The sequence below is a fragment of the Limnohabitans sp. T6-5 genome (assembly GCF_003063315.1).
GTDB lineage: Bacteria > Pseudomonadota > Gammaproteobacteria > Burkholderiales > Burkholderiaceae_C > Limnohabitans_A.
Genome location: NZ_NERV01000002.1, coordinates 1,151,375 through 1,176,344 on the forward strand (window position 1 = coordinate 1,151,375; position 24,970 = coordinate 1,176,344).

Here is a 24,970-nt window from a genome sequence, read left to right on the forward strand (position 1 = left end):
ATGTCCAACACCCAACGCCCGAACATCATCTTCATCGTGGCCGACGACCTCGGCTTTGCCGATCTGGGCTGCTACGGCGGCCGCGACGCGCAATTCGGCAAAGTGTCCCCCGTGCTCGACCAGTTGGCTGCGGGCGGCCTCAAGTTCACGCAAGGTTATTCCAACTCCCCCGTGTGCTCGCCCACCCGCTTTGCGCTCATGACGGCGCGCTACCAGTACCGCCTGCGCGGCGGTGCCGACGAGCCGATCAACAGCAAGAGCAAGGGCAGCAAGGTGCTGGGCCTGCCTCCGGAGCACCCCACGCTGCCGTCTCTGCTCAAGGCCAGTGGCTACCGCACGGCGCTGATCGGCAAATGGCACTTGGGCTACCCGCCGCATTTCAGCCCCCTCAAGTCGGGCTACGAAGAGTTTTTCGGCCCCATGTCGGGCGGGGTGGACTACTTCACGCATTGCGCCTCCAGCGGCGCGCACGACCTGTACAGCGGCGAAAACGAAACGCCCGAAGAGGGCTACCTGACCGACATGATCTCCAAGCGGGCTGTGGACTATGTCGAGCGCATGGCACCAGGCGCGGCGCAAGGCACGCCCTTCTTTTTGAGCCTGCACTACACCGCACCCCACTGGCCCTGGGAAACGCGCGAAGACCATGCCTTGGCCGCTGAAGTGAAAGACAACATCTTTCACCTGCACGGCGGCAACATCCACACCTACCACCGCATGATCCACCACATGGACGAAGGCATTGGCTGGCTGGTCGAGGCGCTCAAAAAAACCGGCCAGCTCGACAACACCCTGATCGTCTTCACCAGCGACAACGGCGGCGAGCGTTTCAGCGACAACTGGCCCCTGGTCGGCGGCAAGATGGACCTGACCGAAGGCGGCATCCGCGTGCCATGGATCGCACACTGGCCGGCCGTGATCGCGCCCGGCGGCACATCCACCCAGCACTGCATGACCATGGACTGGTCCGCCACCATGGTCGAGCTGGCGGGCACCCAAGCCGATGCCGCGCATCCGTTTGACGGCGTATCGATGACGCCCGTGCTGCGCGACGCCAAACACCAGTTTGATCGGCCGCTGTACTGGCGAATGAACCACCGAGGCCAGCGCGCCCTGCGCATGGGTGACTACAAGTACCTGCGGGTGGATGGCAACGACTACCTCTTCAACATCCCGGCCGATGAGCGCGAGCGCGCCAACCTGGCCAAGCACCAGCCTGATAAGCTGCAAAGCCTGCGCGAAGCCTGGGAAGCCTGGGACGCCACCGTGCCCGCCATCCCCGAAGACGCCACCATCAGCCTAGGCTACTCGGTCAAAGACATGCCGCAGCGCTGACCCTTTAAGATCGCCCCATGCACATCTCCGCACGGCTCAAGCACCGGTTGCCCTTTCTCAAATGGCCCCGTCCGTCCCGACGACTGATGCACAGTGAGCTGCTTGCAGGTTTGAGTGTGGGCCTGATGGTCATTCCGCAAGGTGTGGCCTATGCCACGCTGGCGGGCATGCCGCTGATCACGGGGATTTACGCCTCATTGCTGCCTGCACTTCTGGCGGTGCTGTTCAGTGCATCCACGCGCCTGTCGGTAGGCCCTACAGCGCTCACAGCCATGCTGGTGTCGGCCTCTCTGAATGGCATGGCAACGCCAGGCAGTGCGCAATGGGTGAACCTGGCCGTCTGGCTCTCGTTGCTCAGCGGTCTGTTGCAAATCGTCCTGGGCTATGCCCGCTTTGGTTGGCTGCTCAACTTGGTCAGCGCTCCGGTGCTGATGGCATTCACCCAAGGGGCGGCGGTCATCATCATGACCTCCCAATTGCCTGCCCTGCTGGGGCTGTCCCAGGGTTGGGCCGACTGGCTTCATCCGGGCAACTGGAACCTGTTCAGCATGGCGTTTGGTTTGACCTCGCTCCTGGTAGTGCTGCTTGCCAAACGCCTCAAGCCCGCATTTCCGACCGTGCTGGTGGTGGTGATCGGCTCCGCTGCCCTGAGCTGGATGCTGGGCCTCGAAGCCCAGGGCGTGGCCATTGTGGGCGATCTGCCCCAAGGTTTACCCCAGCTTTATTTGCCGCAAGGACTAGCCTGGGAAACACTCAAACAATTGGTACTGCCTGCATTGGTGATCACGCTGGTGAGCTTTCTGGAAACCGCCTCCAGTGCCAAAGTCGACAACGAACGCAAAGGCCAGCACTGGGACCAGGACCAAGACCTCATTGGCCAGGGACTGGGGAAAATCGCTTCGGCCTTATCGGGGGCTTTTCCAACCAGTTCGTCATTCTCGCGCTCCGCGCTGAACCTGTATGCCGGTGCTCAAACCGGCTGGGCCACGGTGTTTTCGGTGCTTGTCATCCTGCTGTCTCTGTTGTTCTTCACCCCAGTGCTGCACCATGTGCCGCAATCGGTGCTGTCGGCCATCGTCATGGCAGCCGTCCTGGGTTTGCTCAAACCCAAGGCCTTTGTGCGCCTGCTCAAAATCAACCGCGTAGAAGGCGGCATTTCCTTGCTCACCTTTGGCATCACCCTGGCCTCTGCACCCCGCATTTATTGGGGCGTGATGACCGGCGTGCTGCTGGGCCTGAGCCACTTCCTGCACACCCGGCTGCACCCCCGCATCATTGAAGTGGGCTTGCACCCCGATGGCAGCTTGCGTGACCGCCACCTGTGGAATCTGCCCCCGTTAGCACCCCGTCTGTATGCCTTGCGCATGGACGCAGAACTCGACTTTGCGGCCTCCAGCGACTTTGAACGCGCCATTGCCGATCACTTGGCGCGCCACCCCGACACGAACCATGTCTGCCTGTTGGCGCACCCCATTAACGGCATCGATGTCACGGGCGTTGAAACTTTTGCCCAACTGCACCGTCAACTGGCCAACCGGGGTATCAAGCTGCACATCAGCGGCATCAAGCTGCCGGTGGAAACCGCTTTGCATCGGGCGGGTGAACTCAGAGCGGGGCCATTCCTGGCCATGTACCGCACCGACGCCGAAACCCTGCAAGCCATCAAGGAACTCGATCCGTTGCCAGCAGACATGGCCGCCGCGGCCATCTGAGTCAAACCAAGACCAGCGGCGGTCAGTCCCCTCTTGGCCAAACGCCCCCCTGGAGTGACTTGAATACCAGCTGATCTGCGCCTTGGGCGATGGTTCACCCCGGAATATTGGGCTCCACCAGCAGCGCCAGCAAGTTCAACGACTCTTGCCAACCCAGGCAACACATCTCTGGCGGAATCATCTCGGGAATGCCCGACTGCTCAATGTTCACCTCGGTGCCCACCAGCACGGGTTTGAAGGTGACGGTGGTCACCATCTCCCCCGGCAAGTTCGGGTCATCAAACGTGTCGGTGTGACTCAAGCGCTCGCCCGGCACCAGCTCCAAAAACGTGCCACCAAAGCTGTGCGACTGGCCATTGCCCAAGTTGGTGAACGACATGCGGTAACTGCCTCCCACACGGGCATCCATCTCGTGCACACGGCCCGTAAAACCATGCGGCGGCAACCACTTGACCATGGCATCGGGGTCAATGAAGGCGCGGAACACGCGCTCGGCGGGTGCGCGAAAAACGCGCTGAAATTTCACGATATTCGTCATGAGTTCTCCTTCAAACAAGCCATGTTCACCACGATCAGGCCAAGCCCTTTTCAAACTCTGTCAGACGCTTGTAGATGGAGCGCAGCTCGGTGATGTCGGTCCAGCGCTCGATCAGGTACGAGAAGGCCTCATTGACTTTGCCAAACGCATTGCTCACCTGCTGGATCACCCCCAGCGTGATCAAGCCCGTAAACAGCGATGGTCCCATGAGCAGGTACGGAAAAATGATCATGGTCTGACTGTACAAATTGCTCCAGAGGTTGAAGTAGGCATAGTGGTTGAACAAGCGGAAATTGTTCAGCCGCACCCCTGTGAACAAGTTCAGGGCCTGCGACAAATCCATGCGGCTGCGGTCGTCTTCGGCATACACCAGCGCCTTGCGCAAGGCCGCCTCGGTTTTCTGGTTGTTGTATTCCAGCCCCGGCAAGCGAATGCCCACAAACCACGACAGCACCGTTCCGCCCAGTGCTGTGGCCAGCGCCACCCAAAACAGCGAGCCCTCAAACTGCAACCAGGTGATCGCCATGCCTTTGGACAAAGTCCACAAAATGGGAATGAACGACGCCAACGTCAGCACCGCCCGCACCAGACCCAGCCCCAAGTTCTCGGTCTGACGCGCAAAGCGCATGCAGTCTTCCTGAATGCGCTGGGAAGCACCTTCCACGGTATAGAAAGTACGCGCCCAGCGCGGCAAATACACCTCAGTCATGGCCTGGCGCCAGCGAAAGGCGTAATGCGAGGCCAGATACGTCTCCAGACTGCGCAGCAACATGTAAGGAAAAGCGATCCATGCAAACTGCTGCATGAAGCCCCAAAACTTGTCCAAACCACCCGCCTGCTCGGGCTTTTGAAGCAAGTCATAAAACTCGCCGTACCAGGTATTGAGTTTGACCGTCTGCTGCACCGTGATGAACACCATGGCAACCAAGACCAGCAAACCACCCCAGGCCCACCCGGCCCAGCGGCGTGAAAGAAAGAAACTGCGGAACATCAGAAAGCCTCGCCGTTTTTGTGAAAGAACAAACATTGCCCAGTCTGCGGGCAACCCAGCAAATCGGCATCGGAATCAATCCCCGAGTCACCATCGCTGCGGTCACCCCCTCCAGCACCACCCCGAGCGCTGTCGACGCATGGAACCACGAATGGGGATGGCTCACTCCATCCGGAACTCACGCACTGAAAACAGCATACCAGCAGCAGGGTGTCACACATCCACTGGCTGGCTCAACGGAGAGCGATGGTGATGTGGATTGGCAGCTTGCGCGCTGACAAGGCGCCTTGTCAAAACCAAGATTCGTCGGACCTGAAGGTGCCGACCTACGGGTTGACGCTGTCCACGGTCTCGGTCTTGAAATCTGCGGGAAACACCACCTCGAGCAACTCAACATCGTCACTGTGTCCCAGCTCCCGATGGCGGATGCCTGGCGGCTGATGCACACACGAGCCTGCTTCCAGGCGAACCACCCCCTGCCCCTCGTATTCAAACTCGATCCAGCCCTTGAGCACATAAACCAGCTGAAACTCGGTGTGGTGCATGTGCGGCTGACTTGAAAACGCCTGCCCATCGACCGCGCGAATGACACTGGCCGTCACCCGCCCTCCCGTCGCGTCCTTCATTCCCAAGTCGCGGTATTCAAAGAACGAGCGCAAACCTCGCTCGAACTGCGCATCCTTGGCATGCGTCACCACAAAACCTTGCGTTGTCATCGGCATCTCCTGGTAGCTTGGCTGGATTCATTGGAACAGTCATGTGCATCCTAAGGCCAAGTGGTAAGCATGGTACTTTTGATCACGCGCCCAGCCCATGGACTCGTACAAGGCTTGGGCTGGCAAATTCTGAACATCCGTCGTCAAAGACAATCGCACAGCACCCAACTGCCGCGCATGGTCCGAAGCTGCTTTCAACAAGGCCTCGCCCACGCCCAATCGCCTGGTCGTTGGTGCCACGAACAGATCATTGAGCACAAACACCCGCGCCATCGACACCGAAGAAAAACTTGGGTACAGCTGTGTGAAACCCACAGCCTGCCCTTGTGACTCGGCCAAAAGCACCACCGATTGCCCATGCTCAAAGCGAGATTGCAAAAAATTCCGGGCGGCCACCCCATCACTGGCCTGACCATAAAACTGGCGATAGCCATCGAACAGGCCAGCCAAAACATCGAGGTCAGCCAACACGGCTTGACGGATGGTGATGGAAATCATTGTTTTTCCTCTTATGCAGGTTTTACGTTGTAGGTTCTCAAGCCCGAGGCCACTTGTGAAGCCTCGGTGGTCTGGTCCGGGTAAAAGCGATAACTGGGTGCCACGATGGCGGCGACGGATTGCACCTGAATGACCAGCACGCTGTGAATGGTGAAGCGCTGCCCCACCATGGCCAGCAGCGGTTTGGCCCAAGTCGCAAATTCGGCGTCGCCTGCACGCACTTCACGCGCCATGCCCAAGAGCTTGAACCCCTTTTGCACAAACACATCGACAAAGCTCAGGCACACCTGAGCTTGCTGCGCGATGTTGCGCGCACTCCCGGGCGAAGCGATGTTTGCGACCACCACATGCTCGTCGTCGGCTATGGTCCAGACTTCTTTGGGCGACACATTGGGCTGGCCATCGGCGTCCACCGTGGCCAGCCAACACAGCACACTGCGACGAGCAGCTTCTCGGACGGATTCATTCAATAGAGACATGGGCAATCGCTGGAATGGAAAACGCTCTGAGTGACCGTTTTGACGGTGCCCCAAAGGGTCAGCCCATCATTGTATCCCGTGATGTCCGATTTTAATTATTAAGGAAACATTTATGAGGAAAAAATTCTATTCCCAGAAATTCCCCATTGACCTTGATTGACGCTTCAATTTTGACAACCGAAGACGCGGGTATCTGCCCAAGGTTCAGGCTTCAATCAGCTTCAGAAAAACAGCCATGCGATGCAGCTCATCGTCCAGGGCCACAGCAAAGGCTTTGTCCTTGGGGGCTGCGCCCACAAAGCCCACGTCGGGCGTGAGCACACCGGACTTGGCACTGACGTTGGCCCAACCGATGACCTGATCGCGCCAGAGCAAGGGCATGGCATAGTGGCCGCGCACCCGCTTGGCGGCGGGCGTGTAGGCCTCAAATCGGTAGGCCCAGCCCCACAGTTGCTCAAAGCGGCGGCGGTCCCAGACCACCGGGTCAAAAGGTGCCAGCAATCGAACTTGGTCCTCCACACCATGGCGACGCGATGCCGGGTTTTCGCCTTCAGGCCAAAACCAAGTTGTGCCATCCACTTCAGCAGTGGGCAAGCGCAGGCGCGCTCGCTGCAGCATGGCCTGACGGTGCTGCCGCCACTGCGGAATGCCGCCCGACAGCAGACTGACCAACTGCCCCAAACTGGCTGCAGGCAAAGGGGCGTACTTGGCCACGATCACATCCACCAGCGCGTCCATGCTGACCTCGGCACCCTGCCCGCTCGGTTCATGCTCGCGAACGGCGTACAGGCGCTGACCGCCTTCGCGTCGCACCACACGCAACAGACCACGGTAGTGCATGCCTTCGAGCAGCTGGGTGCTGGCCTTGCTGTTGCCACCAAACCAGTTGACCACGCGCCCATGGTCAAAGTGGGCGTCCACCTGTACGGGCCGAACAACACCGACCTCACGCACAAATGCAAACACCTCTTGCGCTTGCTTCATGCGGGCAGCCGACCAGACGATTCGAGCCGTGCGCGGGTGCATCAGGTGATGCAAGTCACGCCGCACAAAACCGTAGTTGACGAAAAAATCTTCCTCGATGGGCAGCTGGTCATAGCGCGACTCCAGATCCCCCACCTGATAACCCGCCACGCGGTGGCGCAGCGTCAAGTCTTGTACGCGGGCAGGCGCACGCAAGGGGTCAGCCTGCACAAAGCCCAGTCGTTGCAAAGCCTTGGGCAAGGTCGTGGGTGCGAACAGGCTGCGCGCGACGGCATAGCGGCGCAGCTGATCCAGATTCAAAACGGGGGATGCCATGGCCGCATCATGCAGCAGACGAAACGCATTTTTTGTTATTTCTTGGCCGCCATCCAATGCGCCACGATGGCATTGGCGTGACCGTGGCCCATGCCGTGCTCGGTCTTGAGCCAGGCCACCATTTCCATGTGTTTCATGCCCTCGCATGATTTGAGCAAGTCCAGCCAATGCGCGATGGGCTGACCGTACTTCTTTTCGATGGACGGGAAATACGAAGCGGGTCCTTTGGGTTTTTCGGTTGTCGTCATGGCCTGTTTCTCCTCATTCATGCTGGTGCTGCGACTGTTATCGCCAACAAATCCAGCTCCACCGCCGCGCCCTTGGGCAACTGCAACACGCCTACCGATGTGCGCGTGTGCACGCCGCGTGGCCCCAGCACGCGGCACAGCACGTCCGACGCACCATCGGCCACTTCGCTTTGCTGGATGAATGTAGGCGCCGAGCGCACATACACCGTGATGCGCGGAATGGAAGAAATCGCGTCCAGACTGCCCGCCGCACGCTGCAAAAACGCCAGTGCCCGCATGGCACAGACGGCAGCGGCCTGCTGGCCCTGCGCTACATCGAATCCATCGCCAACATCTCCAACCGGGCCGACAAACAACACCTCGTCACCCACGCGAGGGATCTGGCCGCTCACATACAGCTGATGGCCATCGCGCATCACGGGGGTGTAGTTGCCGCCGATCTTGATCTCGCCACTGAAGTCATGGCCGAGTTCTTGGGCGAGAGATTGGAAGCGGTTATCTGCGGTCATGGCATCGAAACTTTCAAGTGTGGTTTTTTGTCAAAGACAGATCGAGCCACATGTGCACCTTGGACCGGAAACCACTGGGGGTCAAAACGGCCATAGGCTCGACCCCATAAGCCTGAAATCCGAGGTTTTGGTACAGCCGTTCTGCAGGGGCATTGCCTTGTGTCACTTCCAGCTGAAGCAGCCGTAGACCCTCTCGCTCCAGGCCATGCTGGATGGCTGCACGCATCAGTGCACGGGCAACACCCTCGCCCCGGCATTCTTCGCGCACAAACATGGCCACGATGAGCGCCTTGTGCCGCGTCTTGGCTCTTGCAGCAAACTCAACAGACACCGTGCCCACCAGACCTGCTTCGTTAAAAGCACCCCACACAACCGAAAGCCCTGCCGGATCAGCAATGCGGTTGATCCACCAACTGTCGGGCTGCAAAGCACGCTCTTGTGGCGTGGATGTGAACGAATCAGCCGCATGCTCATAGGCGTGCAACATCAGGGCCTTGTAGGCTATGGCATCTGCGGGAGTGAGTCGGGTGATTTGCATGGCTGAAGATATGGGCGTGAAAGACAATCAGTCCGCAAAGCGAACCTCATGGTGCGCCATGGCCGTGACCCTGGGGCCGAAACTGGATATGTTGGTCAGCGTTGCGTTGTGGTGAGCAATGACCTGCTGCGCGCTGATGGCTGCGTTGCCTGCGGAGGTGTGCGCATCAGACACCAGCACCACCGGATAACCCAGCGCCAAGGCCTTGCGCGTGGTGGTGTCCACACAAAACTCGGTGTGCATGCCGCAAACCACCAAATCCTGGACACCCAGAGCTTGCAATGCCTCATGCAGTTCTGTGCGCAAGAAAGCGTCAGGCGTCGTCTTGCGAATCCGTCGATCACCGGCCTGCACCTCCAAGCCCGTTGCCAGTTGCCATTCACGAGTGCCGTTTTTCAGATAGCCTGCGTTTGACTCATGTTGAATAAAGAACACCGGAACGCTGGCTTCACGGGCGCTTTGCGTGACCACATTGATGCGCGCGATCGTGCCGGAACAATCGTGCGCGGCGCCGGGACCTTCGCACAGGCCTTGTTGCACATCAATGACCAGTACCGCTGTGTGCATTGGCAAACCTCTTACAGTTTCGTTAATGGATGGCGACCACAGAAAGCGCCTCGAAAAACCACTCGGCATGATGATCAACCTGACGCCCCACAGACATGGCAGGTTGGCTACCAAGGCAAACGATCTAGGCTGGACACCCGCCATCATGGCGCGGGATTTTCAGTCACGGAAACTTGAACCCTTGGCCTGTCTGTCGTGATGCGACCTTGAGTGCAGCCCGTCAAGTATTTCACAGATTCGCAGCAGCACCTCAAACACCCGCAGTACCAACATCACTGAGCACTGAGCTCTGAACCCCATCCAACCTGCACGTCGGCAATATTGTGTGTCCAGAGTTTGATCCTGATCTTTCACGTACGCCTACTCACACTCCGTACGAAGAGCCCGAATGGCGAAGTTGACGACATCGGTTTCGCCACGCGACTGTCGAACTTGATTGGCCGCTTCGGCCACACTCCCCTGAGATGTCCAATGCCGCTGTATCGCATTGACATAACAAGGTCCTTTTTCCTTGGGTGAGTTTTTAGCCACATGGTCAAGAAAAGACCGACTGAATGCAGGCTTGAGATCAGACCACATGAATATCGCCAGCAAAACCAGCAACACAAACGTGCCAACAAGGCCTTGTCGAATAACTTGACGCATCCATAAACCTTCAGATTTTTTCAGTTCAAAAAATCAGTCTAACTGCATAAACTGCATCCGGCAGCATGACAACCATTGGCTCAGCGTCCCAGTTTGGAGGCAATCGAATAGTTTTGAAGGCCTGTCAAATTGATCAACACAATTCCCGACAGCCATGATCAGGCTGTGACGATCCAGCCTTCGAGGGGGTCACACGGCGGCAGGCCGTATTGCGGGTGCCCGACTTCGTGCTGCTGTTGCGCCCAAGCCGCTTGCATGAGGCACAAGGTGGCGTCGAGCGCATCGCCGCTGGCGTCGTCGGCCAGGCGCCCCAGCAGCGCGTTGCTGGCCACCAAGCGCAGGCCCAGGCGCGTTTGGCCGCGCTCCAGTGCACCCAGCAGTTCACGCCGGGCCAGCAGGCGCTCGGGGGTTTGTTTGGCTTTGTCATCGCTCTTGTAGCTTTGGTTGCCCAGCACCTCACGCGCCAGCAGGCCGGGGTAGGCCTCCAGCGCCACACGGCGGGCGTCGCCTGCATGCAAGCCGGGCAGATGCACACCCGCTTGGCGCAGCAGCGGCACACCCGCGTGCAACATGTAGGCCACGGGCGGGTTGACCCATTTCATGGAAGGGCTGGAGCCTGCGGGTTTGTCGGCGGTGCGGTGGGCAAATTTGCCGCCCACGGGTCGAGCGTTGCAAAACGCTGCAAACTGTTCGCGAATTTGAGCGCGCTCCAAGGTGCAGTAATGGTCCATACAGGCGGCCCAGTCGGTGGGCCAGCCCAGGGTCTCGACCAGTTCTCGCGGCAGTCCAAAAGGCAAGTCAAAACCACCCACCCAATCGGCCGGCTGCGCCAGCCAGTCGCCAAATTCAGCCAGCGTGTCAAAGGTTTGCAAGGCTTGCAGCTGCACCCTGCCCTGCCGGGCTTGGCCCAGCGCCAGCACAATGGGTTTGCGCTTGCTGGGGCTGCTGGAAAAATCGCAGCCGATCAATGTCTGTACAGCCATGTCAGCCCATGCCCAAAGCCATGACGCCTGCGGCAATCAGCGCCGCACCGGCGATGCGTGGCCCCCGGTCTTTTTCACCCAGCAGGTGGCCACCCAGCAAGGCGGCAAACAGCATGGACACCTCTCGCGCAGGGGCCACATGCGACAGCGGTGCCACCTGCAAGGCATAGAGCACCAGCACATACGACACGGGGCTGAAGATGCCAACGACCAAGGCATACGGTCGCTGTAGGCGCCACAAGCGCGCCACCTCGGCACGGTCACGCAACAAGGTGGGCGTCAAAAACACCAAGCGCACCAGGTTGCCAAAGTAGTCCACCAATATGGGCGACATCAGCGCCACCTTGACGGCATAGCCATCGACCACGGTGTAACTGGCGATGAACAGGCCGGTGATGCCGCCATAAAAAATCCCGGTGCGCACACGTGCGCGCTGTTGCGGGTCGTGCGCAGCCTTCCACAAGCCGGGGCCACCCGCGATCAAGAACACACCACCGACCACGCCCAAAATGCCCAGCAAACCCAGTGACGAAATTTGCTCACCCAGTAAGAAGATTGCCACCATGGACGACAGCAGCGGCCCCGAGCCACGCGCCAGCGGATACACCACCGTGAGGTCGGCCTTTCGGTAACCGCGCAGCAACACGATGAAATAAACAATGTGCAGCAAGGCACTGGCCAGCACCAAGGTCCACTCCATGACACCCCAGGCGGGCACTTGCTGCCAACCGGCCCAAAGTCCCAACGGGGCCCAGAACACCATCAGCACCACCGAAGTGAAGGCGACAAAACGCACATCGCCACCGGCTTTTTTGGCAGCGATGTTCCAACAGGCATGGATGAAACCGGCCAGAACGACCAGCGCAAGCGCACTCAGGGGCATAGACGTGAAAAAGCCCCTTGCGGGGCTTGGCGTGAACTGGGTTTAAGCCCGGCCGATGATGGACGCGGTGGCCATCAGCTCTTCGAGCAGGGCCAGTGAGACTTTGCCCGAGACGCTGTAGGGGTCCAGCTCGGCGCGTTCAGAGTATTTGAGCAAGATGTTGGTATTCACCCGTGAAGCGTCCACCTGCCCCATGGTCCAGCCACCAAAGCGGCGTTCGCTGATTTCTTCGTAGTGCAGCAACACCACCTCTTTATGACGCACGTCTTTCTGGATGTGGCCATACAGGTCGCTCACGGCGTTGCGCCCACCTTCGATGGCTTGCAAAAAGATGCCTCCGCCATAACAAAGGATGCCCGTGATGCCACTGGTCGGGTTGAACTGACGCGACTGGGTCAGGATGGATTCGATCACTTCGGGGCGGGGGTCCACCACACGGCTGGCGTAAAGCAGGCGTACCAACATGGGTCAGTTCCTTCCGGGTATCAAGGCCAAAAATTCACGACGCAGGTTGACGTCCTTGAGGAAGGCTCCGCGCATGACCGAGTTGATCATCTTGCTGTCCATGTCTTTCACGCCGCGCCAGCCCATGCAATAGTGGCTCGCTTCCATGACGATGGCCAGGCCATCGGGTTGGGTTTTGCGCTGGATCAGGTCGGCCAGTTGCACCACGGCTTCTTCCTGGATTTGGGGGCGGCCCATGATCCATTCTGCCAAGCGGGCGTATTTGGACAAGCCAATCACGTTGGTGTGTTCGTTGGGCATGACGCCAATCCAGATTTTGCCGATGACGGGGCAAAAGTGATGGCTGCAGGCACTGCGCACAGTGATGGGGCCGACGATCATCAGTTCGTTCAGGTGCTCGGCGTTGGGGAACTCGGTGATCTCGGGGCCTTCCAAATAGCGGCCTTTGAAGACTTCTTTCAAATACATCTTGGCCACGCGACGGGCGGTGTCGCCGGTGTTGTGGTCGTTAATGGTGTCGATCACCAGGCTGTCAAGGACGCCCGCCATCTTGCCGGTGACTTCATCGAGCAGTTTGTCGAGCTCTCCGGGTTCTATGAATTCGGCAATGTTGTCGTTGGCGTGGAAGCGTTTGCGGGCGGCTTGGATGCGCTCGCGTATCTTGACCGAAACAGGAACGCCTTCGTCTTCGGGCGTGGCAGCAGAAGCAGTCATGGCGTCTGGGGCTTTCATTAACATGTGGAGGATCGTAACAGCGATTCACAGACCCCCTGCCATGCGGGGGGATCAGTAGCGGTTGCCGGTCAAAAACAATGCCAGCCGCATGAGGCCAAAGGCAATGCGGTCACGCGCCCTCTGGTGCCATGGCCTTTGTGTGTAGACCGGGGCCAGCACAGCCGTGCTCTGCGTGTCAATGGCCCAGCTCAAGCGCTGGTGGAGCTTCTGGGCAAAGCCTTTGTCGGCCACCACCACATTGGCCTCCCGCGCCAGCAGCAAGCTCAAAGGGTCCAGATTGGACGAACCCACTGTGGCCCAGGGGTGGTCATTGTCAGCATCCATCACAGCCACCTTGGCGTGCAAAAAGCTGGCATGGTATTCGTGGATTTCCACCCCGGCTGCCAGCAAAACCCCATACACCGGCCGCACGGCGTGGTATTGCATGAAGTATTCATAGCGTCCCTGCAACAGCAGCCTGACCCGCACCCCACGCTGCGCCGCATGGATCAGGGCTTTGCGCAAGCGGCGACCGGGCAAAAAATAGGCATTGGCAATGATGATTTCATGCCGCGCAGCGCCAATGGCCTTGAGGTAAGCCCGCTCAATCTGGCTGCGGTGCAAGACGTTGTCGCGCAAAAGCAAGCCCGCTTTGGCCACCCTGTGCCCCCGGTCACTGGGGGCCCGGCCACCGGCATCATCCTGGGTCCATGGCAGATGCAAGCCCGCAGCCCGAAATGAGCTGAACGCCTCGGGAAACTGCTGCTGTCGCACATGGCGCACACCCTGCATGCGCCACCACAGCTGCGTCATCGTTTCCTGCACTTGCTGAACCAGCGCGCCACGGACGCACACCGCAAAATCAAACCGGGGCTGTGCCAAGGTACCGTGCTGCGGGTCGTACCAGTCATCCAAAATATTGATGCCTCCGCAAAATGCCAGGTGTCCATCCATCACGCACAACTTGCGGTGCAAGCGCCGCCAGCGGCTGGGAATGAGCAAGCCCAGCGTGCCCAAAGGCGAATAAATGCGCCAGGCCACCCCGGCCCGATCAAAACGTTGATGCCATAGCGCAGGCAAGTTGGGCGTGCCCACACCATCGACCACCAAACACACCCGCACACCGCGCAAAGCCGCACGCTCCAGCGCCTCGGCCACCATCACGGCCGCGCCATGAAGATCAAAAATATAAGTCTCCATGTGCACCTGCGAGCGGGCCTGATCCAACGCAGCCACCAGCGCCTCAAAATAGGCCAGCCCACCCTCGATCAACTGGATTTGGTGACCATCGCGCAGGATTGGGCTGTGGCGCATGCGCTAGTCATCCCAGGTGAACTCGGCCACCAGAGGCAAATGGTCCGACATGCGCTGCCAGATGCGCCCCGATGGCACCATGGCCCCCAGTGGCTGCAGTCCGCGCGCATACACATGGTCCAGTTGGTTCAGGGGCAAACGAGAGGGGTAAGTGGGCGTGGGCTGTTCGCGCCACTCACGAAACCCCGATTGGGCCATGCGCCGACCCAGCCCCGTGCCCCAATCGTTGAAATCACCGGCCACCAGCACAGGGGCTGAGGTCGGGATATGGTTCTCGACGTATTCCAGCAACGACGTCACCTGTCGCACCCGACTGGCAGGCACCAGCCCCAGATGCACCACCACCACATGCACGATGCGCCCAGTCACCTGAACCTCGGTGTGCAAAAAACCGCGCTGCTCAAACCGGTGATCAGAAATATCCCGATGCTGATGCGACAACACAGGCCAGCGTGACAACAGCGCATTGCCATGCTCACCATGACGGGTGATGGCATTGGTGCGGTAAATTGCTTCGTAACCCTCGGGGGCCAGGTAGTCAGCTTGCGGTTGGCTGGGCCAATGCTGAAAGTAGCGCTCTTCACGCCGGTTCATGTGCCGCACTTCTTGCAGACAGACCAGGTCCGCATCCAACTGCTCTACCGCATGCCCCAGGTTGTGTATCTCCAGCCGCCGCGCAGGCCCCAGGCCCTGCACGCCTTTGTGGATGTTGTAGGTGGCCACCCGCAACACGGGGTGCACCAAAAGCTGCTCACTCATGGCGAAGGCTCCCGCGCAAAATGCGGCAGCATGAGAATGGCTTCGGCGTTGGAGGCAGAAAAACACGCATCCGCCGCCTCATGCCAAGGCAGCCATTGCAATTGAGTGTGCTCTGCCGGGCTCAGCGTCACGGGCGTACCCTGCGGCACACACAGACCAAACACCCGCTCGGTGTTGTGGCTCACCTCGGGCGCATATCGCCAGCGCCAGGCTGGGTAAATCTCGTACACGTTTTCCAACTGCCAATCGCACAACTGGCAGTCCGGGTGGTGGGCGTCGATGCCGGTTTCTTCCAGCACCTCACGTCGAGCCGTCTCATGCCAAGCCTCAGCATCAAAGTCCTTGCTGCCAGTGACCGATTGCCAAGTGCCCTCATCGGTGCGGCGTATCAGGAGCACATCCCGCCCCGGGGTGTAGATCACCACCAGCACGGATTGGGGAATTTTGTAAATGCCTGAAGCAGTGTCCATGTGTTCATTTTAGGACGCAGCGTTTAGCCCGCGAGGGCGGTCAGCGCACAAAGGCACCGACACCTTGATACCTGTCATGCAGTTGTCGGGGTCTGCGACCACCGACCTACAAGACCACAGGGTCTCCCGTAGGTCGGCACTCGAAGAGTCCGACATTACCCCTGGTGGTCAGTGGCGTCAGCCCCAAAGTCAGCCTGCGCCAAAGCCCATCATGTCGGAGCTGAAGACACCGGCCTACACGAACACAGCGTCCCCCGTAGGTCGGCACTCGAAGAGTCCGACATTACCGGATACAACGCTGTGATGTTCACAGGGGCACCGACACCTTGATGCCCGTCATCCAGTTGTGGGGCAGGCCGGGCTCGAAGTATTGCGTTGTGGCCTGGTTCACGATGACCGAGCCCACATACTGTCGGTCCATCAAATTGTCCACACCGGCCCAGGCCTCCAGGCGCACCGAGCCCCATTGACTGCGATGGCGCACACGCAGATTCACCAGGTCGTAGCCCGCCACGCGAGAAACCGCTTCGTTCATGTCGCTGGCCCACATGGCCGAACGCGACACCCAGTCTGCAGAAGCGGACAAACCCAGCGACTTGACCCCAAAGCCCTGCTGCGCCCATTGCAGCGAGGCAAACATTTGCTGGTCCGGGATGCCGGGCATGCGGTTGCCTGCGGGCACGGTTTTGTCTTTGTAAATCGGGGCTTGTGACGTGCCCGTTTTGGCGGTGGAGGTGAAGGCGCTGTCGTAAGTAGCCTCCAGCCAGGTAGCCGAGAGCTGCGCACGCCAGTGGTCTGCCAGCTTGGCGTGCCAAGCCAGTTCCACACCTTGACGCAGCGTTTGGGCGGCGTTGGTGTAGGCGGTCTTGCCAGCATCAGACAGGGCCGTCACGATTTCGCGATCGGTCTGGATGTGGAACACCGCCGCATCGAAGCGCATGTCGCGCGCGGGTGTCCACTTGACACCCACTTCTTTGTGCTGGCTTTGCGAAGCGAGCATGTTGGGGTTGAACTGGCCCACCACCGAGCGGGTGTTGCCCGCGCCGGTCACGGCGTAGGCGGCTTCGGCCAAGGTGGGGGTTTCAAAACCACGGCCCCAGTTGGCGTAAACGTTGAGTTGCTCACTGGCGTGCCAGGTGGCGCCCAGCACGGGGCTGGTGGCGGCGTAGTTCACCAAGCCAGAGCCGTTGGGGTCGTTGGCAGTCACTGGCATGTCGTCGCGGCTCTTGAGGTCCACGCTGCTGCGACGCACGCCTGCGGTCAATGTCCAGGGCGAGCCGCTCAAATTGGGCAGGTGCCAGTTCAGTTGCGCGAACAGGTCGCGGTTGCTGGCTTCGTTGTATTCGTTGCGGGTGATGGCGCCTGTTTTTTCTCCAGCAGCGGTGGCGCCTCCTTGGCGCTGCTCGCCCGATTGGTCGGCATCCAAGCCCACCACCCAGTCAATCTTGTCGCCAGCATCGGTGCGCGCTTTGCCGCCCAGCTGCAGGCCCAGGCCTTTGAACTCACGGGCCAGGCCCACCCAAGTGCCTGCTGTGGGGCTGCTCGCTTGGTATTGCAGGTTGTCTCGTGTACCTGTGTAGGCACGCGCTTGCAGGCGCAAGGCGTCGCTGAAGCGATGTTCAAGCACCGCGCCCAGCTGGTTTTGCGAAACAACTTTGCGCGTGCGGTTGGCCAGCGCATTGGTGCCTTCCAGACGCGGATCAGCTTTCAACTGCGCCGCCGTCAAGCCCAACGGGTCTTGCGCCATCGGCATGTCAAACATATTGGCCACCAGCTTGAGCTTGGTGTCGTCTTGCAGCTGCGTGGTGAGCACGCCATTGAATTGTTTGCGCTGTGCAGCGCTGTTTTTGCGGTAGCCGTCGATGTCAAACGTGCTGTAGTCGGCCACGATGCCGACACTGCCGGTGCGCCCGCTGAACTGCACGTCATGGCGGCGCAGGCCGTAGCTGCCCAGGGTGGTGGAGACATCCAGTTGCGGCTGGTCCCCGGCTTCACGGGTGAAGGTCTGGATCACACCGCCGGCCGAGTTGCCGTACAGCTGGGCCAGCGGACCCGTGAGCACTTCAATGCGTTCGGCCGAGGTCAGGCTCACCGTCGATGCCTGGCCTTGTCCATCGGGCGTGGTGGCCGGGATGCCGTCGGTGATGAGGCGGATGCCGCGCAGGCCAAAGGCCGAGCGCGAGCCAAAGCCCCGAATGGAAATCTGCACGTCCTGCGCGTAGTTGTTGCGGTTGAGCGCCACCACGCCAGGCACCTGTGCCAGCGCCTCGGACAAATTCACCTGCGCGCCCGCGTTGCGGATCGACTCGCCATCGATCACCCGCACCGAGGCCGGGGCATCGAACTGTTTTTGTGCCAGGCGACCACTTTGCACGGTGACTTCATCGGTGCTTTGCGCATGGGCTGCAGCGCCCAACAAGCCAACGGTCAGAAGGCTCCAGCTCAAAGGCAGCAAGCGGCAGGGAATGTGTTGTCTCATCGGAAATTCTTTTTTCAGGTTTAAAAACAATTCGGGCCGTCAAGGCGCCACCAAGGTCAAACCCCGGTCGCGGTACATGGCCAACAAGCGGCCATCGGCGCGCAGCTTTTGCAGGGCATTTTCGAGGGCGGTGGCCAGTTGCTTGTTGCCGGACTTGACCGCCATGCCAATCGGCCAGCCGTTGTCGGCCAACCCGGGCAAGGTCATTTGGGTGAAGCCAAATTTGGCCGCAGGCAGGCCGGACGCCTTCAAGGCAGTTTCGGCCTGGGCACGGCTCACATAGGCCGCGGCCACTTCACCACGAAGCACGGCCGCGGCAGCCTCAACACCGGACGGGTACATGCGCACCTGGTCTCGCAAGCGGCCACCGCGATAGCCGATCAAGGTACCGGCCGCGCCGCTGGCCCGTTCTGCCGCCAGCGGCAAGCCCTGCAGGTCATCACCAGACGTCAACGCGGGCAAACGATCGAGTGCATGAAAGACCATCAGCACTTCACGCGAATACGGCGCAAAGATCAGGGTCTGGCGGTTTTCCACCATGAGGAACTTGTCCACCGGCACATGCAGCATCACATCGGCCGGGCCATAGCCCAGGTAGTGGCCTTTCCAGACCATGTTGCGCAGGTCATCGTCCATTTTTTCGCCCGCATCAAAGGGCAGCAAACTCAGCTTGAGTCCCATTTCGCTGGCCAGGGCCTGCGCCAGCGCCACGTCCACCCCGCTCATGTCCTGGCCTTTGCCGTCCGAATAGGGGGCGTTGTCCTTGTAGAGGGCCACCTTGAGGACGCCACTGGCCCGCACTTTGTCAAGGTCAAACAGCTCCTGCGCCTGCGCCTGACCTGTGGCCAGTCCACTGCCCAGACAGGCGGCAGCCGTGGCCGTGAGCCATTGGCGACGCGAGATGCCGCTGCCCTTGGGGCTGCGCTGCAAAGGGGTGTTCATGGTGTCTCCTGAAATTGGATGTTTTGGAATGAGGGATCAACGCAACGATTATTTGTCGCGGCGGGTTTCCAGATAGCTGCGGATGGCCCAAATCGCTTCCTGGCTCAGCGTGGATTCAAAGGGGGGCATGTAGACGCGGCCATCGCGGGTGCGGCCACGGCGCACGGTGGCCACGTAGTACTCGTCCATTTCGGCAAAGCAGGCGCTTTTCTTTTGCGCATCGGCCATGCCGGTGCAATCGGCGTCGAGTTTGCGCAGGTCAGGGGCGATACCGCCCGAGATGGCTTCCAGCCCGTGGCAACGGGCGCAGTTCTGGTTGTAGGCCGAGGTGCCAATGCGCAGCGCCTCTTTGGCCGCCGGGCCGCTGCTGTAGGGGTTGCTGGGCAGCCATTTGTCGCCCAGCTGGGGCAGGGTGTGGGTGTCGACCGCCTGGGGGGTCACATCGCCATGGGCCCATGCAGCGTTGCCTAGCACCACCAGGCCGGTGGCCAGCAAAGCGTTTCGCAAACAAGAAATGAGCAAGGAACTGGTTGTCATGAAATGAACTCGTGAAGTGAAAAGATGTTCTGTCTTGGCAAATAGCGTGCCATGTTTGCACCCGTCCGCCGGGCCTGCACCGATCCCCAATGGCACAGGGGCCAGCGTTACTGTCACGCCCTTGTTGCAAATGGGGACACTTTTCTCTCAGACGTCCTCGCCAACCCCGCTTCAGGACGGGCCAGCCCTTGGCCGGGGTTTTGCATGTGTTGAAAAACGACACACTTTGGCCCCCGGGAGATGACTTGCGTCAAGAAAATGAAAGCTTCAGGCCTGACCATGGCACACTGACCGGCTCAACAGATCCGGCGAACTCACAAGAATTAGACGGGATGCACAGCGCCATGTGGGCTGTGACAGATCCCCTAGGAGACACCATGCTCAGCATGCCTGCACGCGCACCGACCGTGGCCCCGGGTCAAGGCATCTATGCGCTCGACAGCGACCACCACCGCAGTGTGATTCAACAATCGCATGGCCGCAGCCATTCGTTTGGACTTCACGCCTCGGAAAAACCCGATTTTTCGCCGCTGCGCAGTGCAGAGATCACCTCCGCTCGCGATGAAAACCGACTGCTCTACCAGCACGCCAGCCCCGTCATGGAGACGCTCTACGAGCAGATCGCCAACACCCACAGCATGGTGCTGCTGACGTCGAGCAACGGGCTCATCCTGCACTCGCTGGGTGATGCCGATTTCCTCGAAAAAGCCTCCCGTGTGGCCTTGATGCCCGGCGTGGAATGGTCCGAGCAAAGCAAAGGCACCAACGCCATTGGCACCGCCTTGACCGAGGGCAAACCCTTGGTTGTGCACGGCAACGACCACTTTTTGCAGGCCAACCAGTTTCTGACCTGCTCGTGCACCCCCATCTTTGATCCCTACGGCAAAGTCATGGGCGCACTCGATGTCACGGGTGACGAGCGCAGTTACCACCAGCACACCATGGCGCTGGTGCGCATGTCGGCCCAGATGATCGAGAACCACATGTTTGCCAATGTGTTTCCCGATGCCTTGCGGATTCACTTTCATACCCGGCCCGAATTCCTCAGCACCTTGGTCGAAGGCATCATCGTCTTCACGCTGGACGGGCGGTTTTTGTCGGCCAACCGCAGCGCCCAGTTCCAGCTGGGTCTGTCGGTCAATGCCATGCAGGCGCACACCTTCTCGTCGCTGTTCAACCAGCCGATCTCGCAGTTTCATGACCGCTTGCGCCACGCCGCAGGCCAGCCGGTGAACCTGTGCATGCACAACGGCGTGCAGGTGTTCTGTCAGGCACGCCTCAAACCCAGCAACATCTGGTTCAGCGGCATGCAAGACGCCTTCACCGCCGCAGGCCCCAGCCAGGCCACGCCTGTCGAGCCCCCCACACCCAGCCCGGCCACCCGCGCCACCACCGCCGCAGCGGCAGGTCGGGCCAGCTTGTCGAGCTTGCACTACCTGAACACTGGCGACCCACAAGTGGCCGCCGTGCTGCACAAGCTACAGCGCGTGCAGGGCAGCGACATCCCGATCATGATCCTGGGCGAAACCGGCACCGGCAAAGACATCCTGGCGCAGGCCATTCACAACGACTCAGCAAGGGCGCGGCGGCCCTTTGTGTCCATCAACTGCGCCTCCATTCCTGAAACCCTGATCGAGTCCGAACTCTTTGGCTACGAAGAAGGCGCGTTCACCGGCGCCAAACGGCGCGGCGCCCCGGGCAAGATCCAGATGGCCCACGGCGGCACGCTGTTTCTAGACGAAATCGGCGACATGCCCACCCAGCTGCAGGCGCGTTTGCTGCGCGTGCTGCAAGAGCGCCGGGTCACGCCCTTGGGCTCGGGCAAGGAATACGAGGTGGACGTGATGCTCATTTGCGCCACCAACAAAAACCTCAAGACCCTGATCGCCCAAGGCCAGTTCCGCGAAGACCTGTACTACCGCCTGAACGGCCTGGTGGTGCGGCTGCCCGCCCTGCGCGAACGCTCGGACTTTGAGGTGGTGGCCAACAAAATCCTGTTCAACCTGTGCACGCCAGAGCAGCACATCAGCGTGTCGCCCGGCGTCATGGCGATGTTCAAGCAGTACCGCTGGCCTGGCAACTTCCGCCAGCTGCACAACCTCTTGCGCACCGCCGTGGTCATGGTGGGCCACAGTGGCGAGATCGAGGTCGAGCACCTGCCCGATGATTTTCTGGACGAAGTGCAGCAAGTCCTGGCCCAGCCCGGCACACCCGAGCCCCTGCCTTGCGAAGAAGCCGCGCTGGGCATGCCTTTGGCGCCCGCCTCGACCAGTCATTTGTCCACACACACCAACCCACTCAGCAAGGCATACACGACCCCGTTGTCGGCCCCGGATGCCTTGGTTTCGCCCCACAGCAACTCGAGCGCCAGCGCCGCCCCCATCTGGATGGCCCCCCCGAGTGCCAACGAAGCACCGCCCCCCGTAGCAACACCCACACCGTCGGTCGGCGCCCCCCGCCTGCAAGACGTCGCCCTGCAGGCCATGACCGATGCGCTGCGCCAATGCCGGGGCAATGTGTCTGCGGCGGCCAAGCTGCTGGGCGTGTCGCGCAACACCATCTACCGCAAAAAAGACCAGCTACCGGCCGACGTCTGGGGTTGATGCGCACAGCCCTGGCCAGGGGCTGGGGCGCGTGGTCTGGTCCATCCACGACAACTCCACCTCGCGCCAGGCCCGCAGCTGGTTGAACACATGCTGCTGACGCTGCTGGTTCTGCCAAGCCTCATTTAAATCGGGGTGGGTGCGCTTGGCCGATGGCGTTGTCCACAGATCGGTGGACTGTTTGGGTGTCTGATCTGCCCCCGGTGTTCGTGCCTGTGTGGGCGTGACATCGGCAGCCCAAGCCTGCGGCGGGGGCAAATCCTGCACCGCTTCGGCCTCTGACCAACCCCGATCCAGCCCCTGCCAGGCGTACTGCACCAAGCCACACAGGTACTGCTGCTGACGCTGCAAAGCCGCCTGCACCTGCCCCGGCCCGCTCACCAGCTGCTGCCCCACCAGCCACTGCGGCTGCCAGGCGCGCAGCTCGGCCAGCGCCTGCAGCCACCCTTGCACGCTGCCTTGGGCCAACACGGGCAGCTGCGGGCCATCGACCAGACCACCGGCCAACACAATGCCGCCGTCCTCGGACCACAGCACCAAATCGCTTTCAGAATGGGCGTGGCGCATCTCGCGCACCCGCCAGGCGCGGCCGCCAGCTTGCAGACTTTGTCCGTCCACCAAGACTTGGGTGGGCACCACAATCCGGGTGCCGCGCAAGGCCGTGGCGCCCAAATCCTGCCGCAAGGCCGCCAGACAATCGGGGCAGCGTTTGCGCATGGCGTCGCGGGTGCCCGATGTGGCCGCTGCGGCCAGCCCGAAAGCCCCATTGGCCAGCACCTGCTCGGCGTGGGCATGGGTGTTGATCAAGCCCACCACCCTGGGGGCTGCGCTGGGCGCCCCCTTGCTCGACAACTTGTGCGACAACTTGCGGCAGGCCAGGTCTTGTTGCAGCGCACGGCCCACGCGCTCGGTCGGGCCGGGGTCCACCACCGTGACGTGCTGGCCTTGCCCCAGCACCACCGTGGTGGCCACATGCGCGCGCCCCGCAGGCGTGACCGAGGGCCAATGCCCATGCACCGCTGCCACCCCAGGCACCACACTTTGCCAGGCCAGGGCAGGCGCATCCCGGCACGTCAGCGCCCAGCTGCTGGCGGGCCACAACAGCCCAACCCAAGCCAGGCTCAGCAGCACGAACACCCCCAGGCGACGGAACACTTGTGTCACAGCGCCACGCCGCCCTGCTCCAAATTGGAACAAGCCAAGCGCATCGCGTCGCCCGTGCGTCGGCCCCAAGGGGTGAAACTGATCAGAATGGGTGGCACTTTTGTTGCTCAGTGAAATGGTTTGGCGCACAGCGCTGACATGTTCGCACATGCAGCACTTGCCATGCCAGCCCACCAAACAGGAGTTGATCCCCGCATGAACGCACTCGCACCTTCGGCCAGTCGATGGCACCAACGCATGTGGGGCGCCCTGCTGGTCAAACGCTTGCCGGTCATCGGCCGCCCCAGTTTGTCGCTGGAGCAAGCGCCGCAAGGGCTGTTCCTGCTGTGGCTGGCCTTCATGGGTTTGCTGGTGTTTGGCGCGGCGCTCATGTGGCAGCACGGCCTGTGGCACCGACTGGTGCAGGCCGACCCCACGGGCCTGACCATCGTCATCGTGCTGTTGTTCTTGGGCTGCTCGGTCTGGGCGGGCATGCGCTGCTGGGCGTTGGGCTTGCAATGGCAGGCGCTGCAAAGCGGTGGGGCCATGGCCACTGCCGAACAAGTCAGCTGGGCGCACGACTACCTGCAAGCGCGTGGCCATGCGCACACCGACAAAAGCATCTTGCTGCAGGTGCTGAGCGACCGGGCGCACGGCCCGCAAGAGATGGCCTGGTGGCTCAACGGCATCCAGCTCAAGCTGGGCTTGCTGGGCAAGGTGATCGGTTTTTCGGTGCTGGCCCTGGAGCTGGGACGCATGGACGGCTTTGACCCGCAGCAATCGGCGCAAATGCTCAAAAGCCTGACGGGCGGACTGGGCATTGCGCTGTTGACCACCATCACCGGGCTGGCGGCCAACATCCTGCTGGGCTTGCAGCTCATGCGCATTGACCGCTTTGCCGACGGCCTGGTGGCCAAAATTTTGACGCTGGGCGAGGCGCAGGCCATACAGTCCAGCGTCACCGGGGCCGTCGAATGAGCATTGGCCGCAGCACCCGCGACACCGAGACGGACCCGTTTTACGACATGTTGTTCAACATGTTGATCGCCTTCGTTTTTTGCTTTGTGATCGCGCTGCTGTCCTTCAACCCGCAGGCCAAAAAGGCCGGTGACGTGCCCGCCAAAGCCGAGTTCATGATCACCGTGTCCTGGCCCGACGAAAACCCCAACGACCTGGACACCTGGGTGATGGAGCCCGGCGGCAAGCTGCTGTGGTTTCGCCAGCGCGACGTGGGCATGTTGCACCTGGACCGTGACGACCGGGGCGACAAAAACAACTCGGTGGTCGTCAACGGCCAAACCGTGAGCAGCGCCGCACGGCAAGAAATCGTCACCCTGCGCGGCCTGGTGGCCGGCGAATACGTGGTCAACGCCCACTATTACGAAAGCCGCAACCAACTGCCCGTGGACGCCACCGTGACCGTGGTCAAGATCAACCCCCAGGCGGAAATCATCTTCACTGGCACCCAGCAAATTGGCGCCAAAGGCGAAGAACGCACCCTGGTGCGCTTTTCAATTGACGACCACGGCCAGGTGCTGGACGTGAACACCACCCCCAAACCCATCGTGATGCGCTCGGGCATCTGAACACCCATCCCTGAAAA

Annotated in this window: 27 protein-coding genes; 6 read left to right on the forward strand and 21 right to left on the reverse strand. The window is 60.8% G+C overall.

The window, feature by feature from the left end; translation table 11 throughout:
* Both B9Z51_RS11025 and B9Z51_RS11030 read left to right on the forward strand, forming a co-directional pair.
* Complete coding sequence (locus B9Z51_RS11025) at positions 1 to 1,335, forward strand: sulfatase (RefSeq protein WP_108374490.1); 1,335 nt, start codon at positions 1 to 3, stop codon at positions 1,333 to 1,335.
* Positions 1,336 to 1,421: 86 nt separating this feature from the next.
* Positions 1,422 to 3,047 (forward strand): SulP family inorganic anion transporter, encoded by a 1,626-nt coding sequence (locus B9Z51_RS11030; RefSeq protein ID WP_233254920.1) that lies wholly within the window; start codon positions 1,422 to 1,424, stop codon positions 3,045 to 3,047.
* A gap of 94 nt (positions 3,048 to 3,141) precedes the next feature.
* On the opposite strand, the gene B9Z51_RS11035 is transcribed toward B9Z51_RS11030, so the two are convergent.
* Positions 3,142 to 3,585 carry an SRPBCC family protein gene (locus tag B9Z51_RS11035; RefSeq protein ID WP_108374494.1) on the reverse strand — a complete coding sequence of 148 codons (444 nt, stop codon included), beginning with the start codon at positions 3,583 to 3,585 and terminating at the stop codon, positions 3,142 to 3,144.
* A 34-nt stretch (positions 3,586 to 3,619) separates the two neighbouring features.
* Complete coding sequence (locus B9Z51_RS11040; protein ID WP_108374496.1) at positions 3,620 to 4,576, reverse strand: putative transporter; 957 nt, start codon at positions 4,574 to 4,576, stop codon at positions 3,620 to 3,622.
* A 20-nt stretch (positions 4,577 to 4,596) separates the two neighbouring features.
* Between B9Z51_RS11040 and B9Z51_RS18835 the strand changes: the two genes are divergently transcribed.
* Entirely contained in the window at positions 4,597 to 4,854 is a 258-nt protein-coding gene (locus B9Z51_RS18835) for a hypothetical protein (protein ID WP_233254921.1), read from the forward strand.
* A gap of 48 nt (positions 4,855 to 4,902) precedes the next feature.
* Here the strand turns inward: B9Z51_RS18835 and B9Z51_RS11045 are convergent, their stop codons facing one another.
* From B9Z51_RS11045 to pedF, 18 genes are all read right to left on the reverse strand, one after another.
* Positions 4,903 to 5,292, reverse strand: coding sequence for a cupin domain-containing protein (locus B9Z51_RS11045; protein ID WP_108374498.1), 390 nt, complete (start codon positions 5,290 to 5,292; stop codon positions 4,903 to 4,905).
* A gap of 39 nt (positions 5,293 to 5,331) precedes the next feature.
* Positions 5,332 to 5,790 (reverse strand): GNAT family N-acetyltransferase, encoded by a 459-nt coding sequence (locus B9Z51_RS11050; protein WP_108374500.1) that lies wholly within the window; start codon positions 5,788 to 5,790, stop codon positions 5,332 to 5,334.
* Positions 5,791 to 5,801: 11 nt separating this feature from the next.
* Complete coding sequence (locus B9Z51_RS11055; RefSeq protein WP_108374502.1) at positions 5,802 to 6,269, reverse strand: pyridoxamine 5'-phosphate oxidase family protein; 468 nt, start codon at positions 6,267 to 6,269, stop codon at positions 5,802 to 5,804.
* A 204-nt stretch (positions 6,270 to 6,473) separates the two neighbouring features.
* Positions 6,474 to 7,568, reverse strand: coding sequence for a DNA glycosylase AlkZ-like family protein (locus B9Z51_RS11060; RefSeq protein ID WP_108374504.1), 1,095 nt, complete (start codon positions 7,566 to 7,568; stop codon positions 6,474 to 6,476).
* A gap of 35 nt (positions 7,569 to 7,603) precedes the next feature.
* Complete coding sequence (locus B9Z51_RS11065; protein ID WP_108374983.1) at positions 7,604 to 7,816, reverse strand: DUF4287 domain-containing protein; 213 nt, start codon at positions 7,814 to 7,816, stop codon at positions 7,604 to 7,606.
* Between the two features lie 17 nt (positions 7,817 to 7,833).
* Positions 7,834 to 8,325, reverse strand: coding sequence for a RidA family protein (locus B9Z51_RS11070; RefSeq protein WP_108374506.1), 492 nt, complete (start codon positions 8,323 to 8,325; stop codon positions 7,834 to 7,836).
* Positions 8,326 to 8,338: 13 nt separating this feature from the next.
* Entirely contained in the window at positions 8,339 to 8,863 is a 525-nt protein-coding gene (locus tag B9Z51_RS11075) for a GNAT family N-acetyltransferase (RefSeq protein WP_108374508.1), read from the reverse strand.
* A gap of 27 nt (positions 8,864 to 8,890) precedes the next feature.
* Entirely contained in the window at positions 8,891 to 9,430 is a 540-nt protein-coding gene (locus tag B9Z51_RS11080) for a cysteine hydrolase family protein (RefSeq protein WP_108374510.1), read from the reverse strand.
* A gap of 803 nt (positions 9,431 to 10,233) precedes the next feature.
* Positions 10,234 to 11,058 carry a DUF429 domain-containing protein gene (locus B9Z51_RS11090; RefSeq protein ID WP_108374514.1) on the reverse strand — a complete coding sequence of 275 codons (825 nt, stop codon included), beginning with the start codon at positions 11,056 to 11,058 and terminating at the stop codon, positions 10,234 to 10,236.
* A gap of 1 nt (position 11,059) precedes the next feature.
* A complete protein-coding gene (locus B9Z51_RS11095) occupies positions 11,060 to 11,941 on the reverse strand; it encodes an EamA family transporter (protein ID WP_108374516.1) in 882 nt (293 codons plus the stop codon).
* A 42-nt stretch (positions 11,942 to 11,983) separates the two neighbouring features.
* Positions 11,984 to 12,406, reverse strand: coding sequence for a BLUF domain-containing protein (locus B9Z51_RS11100; RefSeq protein WP_108374518.1), 423 nt, complete (start codon positions 12,404 to 12,406; stop codon positions 11,984 to 11,986).
* A 3-nt stretch (positions 12,407 to 12,409) separates the two neighbouring features.
* Positions 12,410 to 13,138 (reverse strand): GTP cyclohydrolase I, encoded by a 729-nt coding sequence (gene folE / locus B9Z51_RS11105; RefSeq protein WP_108374520.1) that lies wholly within the window; start codon positions 13,136 to 13,138, stop codon positions 12,410 to 12,412.
* Positions 13,139 to 13,192: 54 nt separating this feature from the next.
* Positions 13,193 to 14,434, reverse strand: coding sequence for a cardiolipin synthase ClsB (clsB, locus tag B9Z51_RS11110; RefSeq protein ID WP_108374522.1), 1,242 nt, complete (start codon positions 14,432 to 14,434; stop codon positions 13,193 to 13,195).
* 3 nt (positions 14,435 to 14,437) lie between these two features.
* The gene (locus B9Z51_RS11115; protein WP_108374524.1) at positions 14,438 to 15,193 is read right to left on the reverse strand and encodes an endonuclease/exonuclease/phosphatase family protein; all 756 of its coding nucleotides are present in this window, start codon (positions 15,191 to 15,193) and stop codon (positions 14,438 to 14,440) included.
* Positions 15,190 to 15,663 (reverse strand): dihydroneopterin triphosphate diphosphatase, encoded by a 474-nt coding sequence (gene nudB, locus B9Z51_RS11120; protein ID WP_199227505.1) that lies wholly within the window; start codon positions 15,661 to 15,663, stop codon positions 15,190 to 15,192. The genes B9Z51_RS11115 and nudB overlap by 4 nt, the downstream gene beginning before the upstream one ends.
* 307 nt (positions 15,664 to 15,970) lie before the next feature.
* A complete protein-coding gene (locus B9Z51_RS11125; protein ID WP_108374526.1) occupies positions 15,971 to 18,142 on the reverse strand; it encodes a TonB-dependent receptor in 2,172 nt (723 codons plus the stop codon).
* 39 nt (positions 18,143 to 18,181) lie between these two features.
* Entirely contained in the window at positions 18,182 to 19,084 is a 903-nt protein-coding gene (locus B9Z51_RS11130) for an ABC transporter substrate-binding protein (protein WP_108374528.1), read from the reverse strand.
* 48 nt (positions 19,085 to 19,132) lie between these two features.
* On the reverse strand, positions 19,133 to 19,621 hold the full coding sequence (gene pedF / locus B9Z51_RS11135) for a cytochrome c-550 PedF (RefSeq protein WP_108374530.1): 489 nt from the start codon (positions 19,619 to 19,621) through the stop codon (positions 19,133 to 19,135).
* Between the two features lie 377 nt (positions 19,622 to 19,998).
* Here pedF and B9Z51_RS11140 point away from each other — a divergent pair, with 377 nt between their 5' ends.
* Positions 19,999 to 22,224: a sigma-54-dependent Fis family transcriptional regulator gene (locus B9Z51_RS11140; protein WP_369959000.1), complete on the forward strand. Its 2,226-nt coding sequence runs from the start codon at positions 19,999 to 20,001 to the stop codon at positions 22,222 to 22,224.
* Here B9Z51_RS11140 and B9Z51_RS11145 read toward each other — a convergent pair.
* Positions 22,201 to 23,421, reverse strand: a complete 1,221-nt coding sequence (locus tag B9Z51_RS11145) for an MBL fold metallo-hydrolase (RefSeq protein ID WP_158272875.1) — start codon at positions 23,419 to 23,421, stop codon at positions 22,201 to 22,203. The genes B9Z51_RS11140 and B9Z51_RS11145 overlap by 24 nt on opposite strands.
* A 162-nt stretch (positions 23,422 to 23,583) precedes the next feature.
* On the opposite strand from B9Z51_RS11145, the gene B9Z51_RS11150 reads away from it, so the two are divergent.
* Both B9Z51_RS11150 and B9Z51_RS11155 read left to right on the forward strand, forming a co-directional pair.
* On the forward strand, positions 23,584 to 24,345 hold the full coding sequence (locus tag B9Z51_RS11150) for a hypothetical protein (protein ID WP_199227506.1): 762 nt from the start codon (positions 23,584 to 23,586) through the stop codon (positions 24,343 to 24,345).
* On the forward strand, positions 24,342 to 24,953 hold the full coding sequence (locus tag B9Z51_RS11155) for a hypothetical protein (protein WP_108374534.1): 612 nt from the start codon (positions 24,342 to 24,344) through the stop codon (positions 24,951 to 24,953). The genes B9Z51_RS11150 and B9Z51_RS11155 overlap by 4 nt, the downstream gene beginning before the upstream one ends.
* Positions 24,954 to 24,970 lie beyond the last annotated feature (17 nt).